This window comes from Bacillus sp. JJ783, from assembly GCF_036963225.1.
Taxonomy (GTDB): Bacteria; Bacillota; Bacilli; order Bacillales; family Bacillaceae_G; genus Bacillus_A; species Bacillus_A cereus_U.
The window spans coordinates 1-7,012 of record NZ_JBALMG010000186.1; the positions used below are offsets into that span (position 1 = coordinate 1).

Genomic DNA, 7,012 nt, shown 5'->3' on the forward strand with positions numbered 1-7,012 from the left:
GTTTATAGATTGTTGAACTGATTAGCTATATTAAAACCCCTTATATTTAGGTTTGGTACTTTTGTCCAAATCCTAAATATAAGGAGCACATGTTCAAAAGAATAACACATTAGCCCTAATTAAAGAACGATAACAAGAAATCGATCAACTAAAATTTGCTTTGAAATGAAGTGCTACTTAAATAGTAAGTGATAATAGCTCAAAAAAAAAGAATATATCTAAAAAAAATTCTGAAAATTACGTTTACAATAGAAAATCGGTGTGTTATTATCGTAAATAATTGAAGTATCACTTCAAAAATGATTTTTAATTGAAGTGATCTATTACTAAAAAGAATAAACACTTGAGGAGAATGAAGATGAATTTTCATGGTATTTTAGTTCCGTTGGTGACCCCGTTTAAAAACGATAAAAGTTTAGATGTAGATACTTTAAAGCAATTGACTAACACATTTATTGATAAAGGTGTTACTGGTTTAGTGGTGTGTGGCACGACTGGCGAATATTACGCTTTAAATGAAGCAGAGCGTGAAACCGTTTTAAAAACTGTGGCAGAAGTGGCTAAAGGTCGCGTAACTTTAATTGCAGGTATCAATGATTTATCAACTGAAGGAGCGATTAACCGTGCCAAGCAAGCGAAAGAATTGGGTTATGAAGGCTTAATGTTATCACCAACTCCTTATAGCCTGCCTGACCAAACGGGTGTGATTGCCCATTACGAAACTGTGGCATCAGCAACCGATTTACCGATTATCATGTACAATTTTCCTGCTCGCATTGGCATTGAAATTGAGCATGACACAGTGGTGCATCTGTCTAAAAAACTGAATATTGTCGCTATTAAAGAGAGCAGTGGTGACTTTAGTCGTGCTTTACGTTTGCTGCAAACCCCATTTGAGAATTTTGAAGTGATTTGTGGCTGTGATGATCAAGCTGTAGACTTTTTCTTCTGGGGTGCGAAAAGCTGGATTGCTGGTGCAGGGAATGTGTTCCCAGAAGAGCAAGTTGCCATGTTTAATGCTGCGCAAGCTGGTGACTGGGACAAGGCTCGACAAATTATGCGTGAAATCCACCCTGCTATTCATTCAATGGAATCTGGCAACTACAACCAAAAAGCCAAACTAGGCTGCCTAAAAGGTGAAATCAACGTTGGCGCGGTACGCCTCCCATTATCTGATTTATCAGAAGAGGAAAAGGCGGAATTCTTAGCTTTCTTTAATAAATAATCTGGAGGAGAGACAAATGGCTGTATCAAGAGAACAAATTTTTGCCCTTGCTAAAGAAGGAAAGCTATGGGCAGGTAACTTAATTGATGGTTTTACGAGTTCTGCCGACAAATTAGAAAACCGAACTCCCATCGACAACAGCTTCATTGGCTATATTGCCGATGGAGATGAGCGGGATGTGGATGCGGCTGTTAAAGTGGCGAGGGAGACATTTGAAGCAGGGATTTGGAGTCAATTATCCCCTAATGAGCGTAAGAAAGTGATGATTCGCTGGGCACAATTGCTCGAAGAACATAGCGAAGAACTGGCTGCCTTAGATTGTATAGATGCTGGAAAACCGATTACCGAATGTTTAAATACTGACATGCCAGCAACGATCGATACGTTTTATTGGTACGCTGAAGCGATTGATAAACTCTTTGGCAAAGTGGCTCCTACGGGTAAAGATGCTTTGGGCTTGATTGTCACTGAACCGATTGGCGTTGTGGGTGCGGTATTACCTTGGAACTTTCCCGCGCAAATGTTTGCTTGGAAAGTGGCACCTGCATTAGCTGCAGGGAATTCAGTCATTGTGAAACCGGCGGAATTAACTTCACTCAGTGCTCACCGTATGATTGAACTTGCTTATGAAGCGGGTGTTCCAAGAGGCGCTTTAAGCTTAGTGTGTGGTTTAGGTGAAAAAGTAGGCGAGCCATTAGGGCGTCACATGGATGTGGACATTGTATCATTTACCGGTTCAACGGAAGTCGGCAGGTATTTCTTAAAATACTCAGCAGAAAGTAACCTCAAAGAAATTGTCTTAGAGTGTGGTGGCAAAAGCCCACAAGTCGTGTTTGAAGATGCTGACTTGGATGCGGCTGTTCCGCATATTTTATCAGCTGCTTTTTGGAATATGAGTGAAAACTGCAGCTGCGGTTCCCGTTTGATTGTGCATGAATCTGTCAAAGAGGAATTATTAGAAAAATTAAAGTCTGGCTTAACAAGTTGGAAATTGGGTAACCCGATGGATGAGTCAGTTGCCATTGGCCCCATGATTGAAGAAGCACACTTTAATAAAGTGAAATCGTTCTTGGATATTACGCTTCAAGAAGGGGGTAGCTTAGTTGCTGGAGGGAACATTCACAGTGATGTGGGCAGCGGCTGGTACATAGAACCAACTATTTTTGAAAATGTAACCGCTGACATGATCTTGTTCCAAAATGAAGTATTTGGTCCGATTTTAGCGGTTAGTACGTTCGAAACGGAAGAAGAAGCGATTGCCCTTGCCAATAATACCTCTTACGGGTTAGCTGCTTCTTTTTATAGCCAAAATGTACAGCGGACGATGCGCGTGGCACGTGCCATTAAAGCTGGAACCGTTTCTGTGAATGGTTTTAGTGAAGGGGATATCACCACCCCATTTGGTGGCTTTAAACAATCTGGCTTTGGTGGCAAAGACAATGGATTAGAAGCTTTTGAACAATATGTGCGGACAAAAGTGATTTGGTACGTTCAATCATAATAATCTGAATTTTCTTTTTGGGGGGAGTAAACATGGGGAAAACAGATAATAAGCAACTAAAAAAAGTTGTTGTTGCATCGATGATTGGATCTGTGGCTGAATGGTATGAATTTTTCTTATACGGAACCGCTTCTGCTCTTGTTTTTGGAGAATTATTTTTCCAACAAACGGGAAATGCTATTGACGGTATCCTGGCTGCATTTGCTCTTTATGCGGTAGGCTTTGTAGCTAGACCTATCGGCGGACTTGTTTTTGGTCATTATGGTGATAAAATTGGGCGTAAAAATTTATTACAGATTAGTTTAATTATCGTTGGAATAACGACTTTCTTAATGGGATGTATTCCGACATTCAGTAGTATTGGGTATTGGGCTCCGATTTTACTCGTTACTTTACGTTTAATTCAAGGATTTGCTTTTGGTGGGGAATGGGGTGGAGCTGTTATTTTAGTATCTGAGCACAGCCCTAGTGATAGACGTGGGTATTGGGCAAGCTGGCCCCAGGCAGGCGTGCCATTAGGGAATTTAATAGCAACAATTATCCTTTTACTTTTATCTAAAAATTTAAGCCCAGAGCAATTTATGGACTGGGGTTGGCGTGTAGCATTTTGGTTCTCTGCTGTTGTCGTCCTAATTGGTCTTTGGATTCGTAAAAGTGTAGACGATGCCCCTATTTTCAAAGAATCACAAGAAAAACAAGCTCAATTAGAAAAACAACAATTAGGTATTATAGAAGTGATTAAAGACCATAAAAAAGCGATTATTGCTGGTATTGGAGCTCGTTTTGCAGAAAACATCTTATACTATATAGTTGTCACTTTCTCTATTAGTTATTTAAAACTTGTGGTCGATAAAGATACTTCACAAATTTTATTATTAATGTTTGGTGCTCATGCAATTCACTTTTTCCTCATCCCCTTAATGGGACACTTAAGTGATGTGTGGGGACGGAAGCCAATCTATATGACAGGAGCCGTTTTAACTGCATTTTGGGGATTTATCGGGTTTCCAATGATGGATACAGGAAATGATTGGTTAATTATGACTGCCATTACTATTGGTTTATTCATACAATCGATGACGTATGCACCATACTCCGCATTAATGACAGAGTTATTTCCAACGCACATCAGATATACAGCTTTGTCTTTATGTTATCAAGTAGCACCAATTTTGGCAGGATCATTGGCACCATTAATTTCATTAAGTCTCCTAAATAAATTTAATAGCTCCATCCCAATTTCAATTTATTTAGTCATCTCAAGTATTATTTCAATTTCATGTATCATGTTAGTAAAAGAAACAAAAGGTAAATCACTCACGTTTAAGAAAGCACAGTAAATATTTTCGTAAGCCATATACAATCGCTTTAAAACGGTGGATTTAAAATAAAGATTGATAAGAATGGCCTCTTAGGACAGCATGTCTCTAAGAGGCCATTTTTTATCTTTCTGATATTTCAGGAGGTGTATTATTTGTTAGCGTCAAACTTCCTCCAATTACTGTGGGTTTAAAATAAGGTTCGATAATTTATAAATCAGTCTAATCATTAATAATAAAGATTGATAATTTGTAAAAAGTTTAATCCGAAGATCTATTTTGTAGAGTATTTCTTTGTTCACTAATCGGGTCAGCTCGACAAGTTTTGTTATAAATGCATTTAGCATGAAAGACAAGAGATTATGTGAGACAAATCTCAACAGGCTTTGATGAAAGAAGTGGTTCCGTTGCAAAGTTCTGAACAGCATAAACCCGTTTACAAAATACGTTTATAGTTTAAGGGGTACAACCACATCGCTATCAAGCTAACAAAATAAAATACCCCCTAAAATGAAAAATACGCTATTTTTTCTGTAGACTCATAGGAATGGATGGCGTTTTTGTATGCCTATTTCCGTAGGTGGGCCATATCTTTATTACACAATACGACAGTATACTATCTTTTTCTAAATATGAAATTATGCATATTTAGAAAAAACTACACTTAATAAGTATTACATATAGTAAATGGAAACTTATGGTGTTATTCTTTTGAAAGGCGTAACATGTCAATCATTATAGAAGATTTGGTGGCTCCTTGATAAAAAAGTTCCTTTTTTCTGAAAAATGAATATTGATTCGATATTAGTTATAATTATTCGGTCAGATGATTTTATGTTTTCTTAATTTATTCCTTTACATCTACAATGATTATTTATTATAACAGTTTTCGCGTCTAAAATAAGATGTTTCAGCAAAAGGGAATATAACTATCTTTATAATGAGTTCCCAATATAGTCAACGTTTTAACAAAAAGGATATCTGTATTAATTTCTCCTTTTTGCTAACTAATACAGCTTCAAAAAATAGACACAATTGCTACATACCAATTGTAATTTATTATCTATTCATAATTCTGTTTATTCTGTCTTTCTAAAAATAAAAAAATATTAGACTCGCAAATATAAACGTTATAATGAGGGCGTCGAGAGGTAACCGATTACCTACGGAGAAAATATCAAACATTTTAAAATTGGACAGACTGAAACGATTAATTGCAGAAAGGTGTGTGACCAGAAGGAGAATTTCTTCAAAATAGTTTAGTAGCAGCGGACATCGTATTAGCTGGTGTAAACAATATCATCAATGCTGACGAAGTATAGGGTTGGAGGATAAATGCCTCGCACATTAAGAGAGACAGCTTTAGGTGGAATCGTTTACAATATGGTGCATCAAGTAAGCGATTCATTTTTAAGAATGGTCTATATTCTTAAGCCTAAAAAGAGACGTAAGAATAGGATACAAGGGGGATTTATTATATGAATGGGAATACTGCAAAAAAAATAGAATTTCAAGCTGAAAATACTGCAGTGAAAAATGAGGAATATCTAGATCCTAAAAAGTGGCATAAACAAGATACTACCTGGGCATTGAGCCTTTTTGGAACAGCAATTGGAGCAGGAGTACTCTTTTTACCTATTAATGCAGGTTCAGGTGGTTTATTATCATTACTGTTAATTACGATACTTGCATTTCCTGTTATGTATTACTCACATAGGGCACTTGCTAAAATGATATACGCTTCTAATTCTGCTGATGAGGGGATCACAGGTACAATAAGAGAGTATTTTGGAAATAAGGCAAGTATCATTTTTAACATAGTATATTTCGTTTCAATTTATACGATCGTGCTGATGTATTCGGTTGCACTTACAAATACTGCAAGTAGTTTTATCGTGCATCAATTGCACATGCCGGAGCCTCCAAGGGCCATTTTATCTCTTGTATTAGTGCTCGGCCTTATAGCTATACTAAATTTTGGTCAAGATATCATTGTAAAGATAATGAGCATGCTAGTATATCCTTTTATCGTGTCTTTACTTTTTATCTCAATATCTTTAATTCCACAGTGGAATACGTCAATGCTCAGTTTTTCAAGTGTTTCTACTGCTTCAACAGGGACAGGGTATTTTGGAGTGATATTGATGATACTACCAATCATAGTATTCTCATTTAATCATTCTCCTCTTATTTCGTCATTTGTTATGAAACAGAGAGCTACCTATGGAATAGAAGCTACTGATGCCAAATGTGCTCAAATACAAAAAGTTTGTTATATTATGACATTCGTAGTAGTTATGTTCTTTGTTTGGAGTAGTGCACTGAGTTTAACTCCAAAAGATCTTATGATGGCTAAAGAACAAAACTTATCAATTCTATCGTATCTTGCTAATGAGCTTAATTCACCTGTAATCACGATTGCAGCTCCTATCATTGCTTTTGTGGCTATAACTAAGTCTTTCCTTGGCCATTATATAGGGGCATATGAGGTAATGCGTGACGTAATTATCAAGTTTGGTAAAACACGCGGAAAAGCTATCGAAGAAAAAACAGTTAAGACAATGATTCTTGCTTTTGTCGTATTAACATGTTGGTATGTTGCTTATGCAAATCCAAGTATTCTTGGAATCATTGATGCCCTTAGCGGTCCGTTAGTTGCTGCGATCTTATGTCTATTACCAATGTATGCGATTAGTAAAGTACCAGTACTGGCTAAATACAGAGGGAAAATGAGCAATGTATTTGTCATTATTGTAGGTATACTTACTGTCCTAGCAAGTATTAAGTCATTATTCTAATTCGCTATTGTTAGTTCAAGTGCTAAAATAGTGGGATATGAAAAAAGAATGAAAGAGATTATGGATAAGATAAATCCATAATCGAATTTTAAACAAGCTGTTTTATGAGGGTTAAACTCTAATATAAAAAGACATGAACAAAGATTAGTTTGATATTATCCCCTTAAGG

The 7,012-nt window shown here is 36.6% G+C and carries 4 protein-coding genes and 1 pseudogene; all 5 read left to right on the forward strand.

From position 1 onward, the window contains the following. Positions 1–358: 358 nt before the first annotated feature. The 5 genes and pseudogenes from dapA to V7038_RS27250 all read left to right on the forward strand — a co-directional run bounded on the left by dapA (position 359) and on the right by V7038_RS27250 (position 6,843). Positions 359–1,225: a 4-hydroxy-tetrahydrodipicolinate synthase gene (gene dapA / locus V7038_RS27230; protein WP_070146792.1), complete on the forward strand. Its 867-nt coding sequence runs from the start codon at positions 359–361 to the stop codon at positions 1,223–1,225. Between the two features lie 16 nt (positions 1,226–1,241). Beyond that, entirely contained in the window at positions 1,242–2,726 is a 1,485-nt protein-coding gene (locus V7038_RS27235; protein WP_335695915.1) for an aldehyde dehydrogenase, read from the forward strand. Between the two features lie 32 nt (positions 2,727–2,758). Continuing rightward, complete coding sequence (abaF, locus tag V7038_RS27240) at positions 2,759–4,066, forward strand: fosfomycin efflux MFS transporter AbaF (RefSeq protein ID WP_002110969.1); 1,308 nt, start codon at positions 2,759–2,761, stop codon at positions 4,064–4,066. 1,153 nt (positions 4,067–5,219) lie between these two features. Next, positions 5,220–5,377: pseudogene (locus V7038_RS27245) on the forward strand (L-serine ammonia-lyase, iron-sulfur-dependent, subunit alpha); the annotation flags it as partial. Between the two features lie 146 nt (positions 5,378–5,523). After that, the gene (locus V7038_RS27250; RefSeq protein WP_070170451.1) at positions 5,524–6,843 is read left to right on the forward strand and encodes an aromatic amino acid transport family protein; all 1,320 of its coding nucleotides are present in this window, start codon (positions 5,524–5,526) and stop codon (positions 6,841–6,843) included. Positions 6,844–7,012 lie beyond the last annotated feature (169 nt).

Coding starts and splice junctions, on each gene's coding strand:
- dapA (WP_070146792.1), top strand. CDS start 359: ATGAATTTTCATGGTATTTTAGTTCCGTTGGTGACCCCGTTTAAAAAC.
- V7038_RS27235 (WP_335695915.1), top strand. CDS start 1,242: ATGGCTGTATCAAGAGAACAAATTTTTGCCCTTGCTAAAGAAGGAAAG.
- abaF (WP_002110969.1), top strand. CDS start 2,759: ATGGGGAAAACAGATAATAAGCAACTAAAAAAAGTTGTTGTTGCATCG.
- V7038_RS27250 (WP_070170451.1), top strand. CDS start 5,524: ATGAATGGGAATACTGCAAAAAAAATAGAATTTCAAGCTGAAAATACT.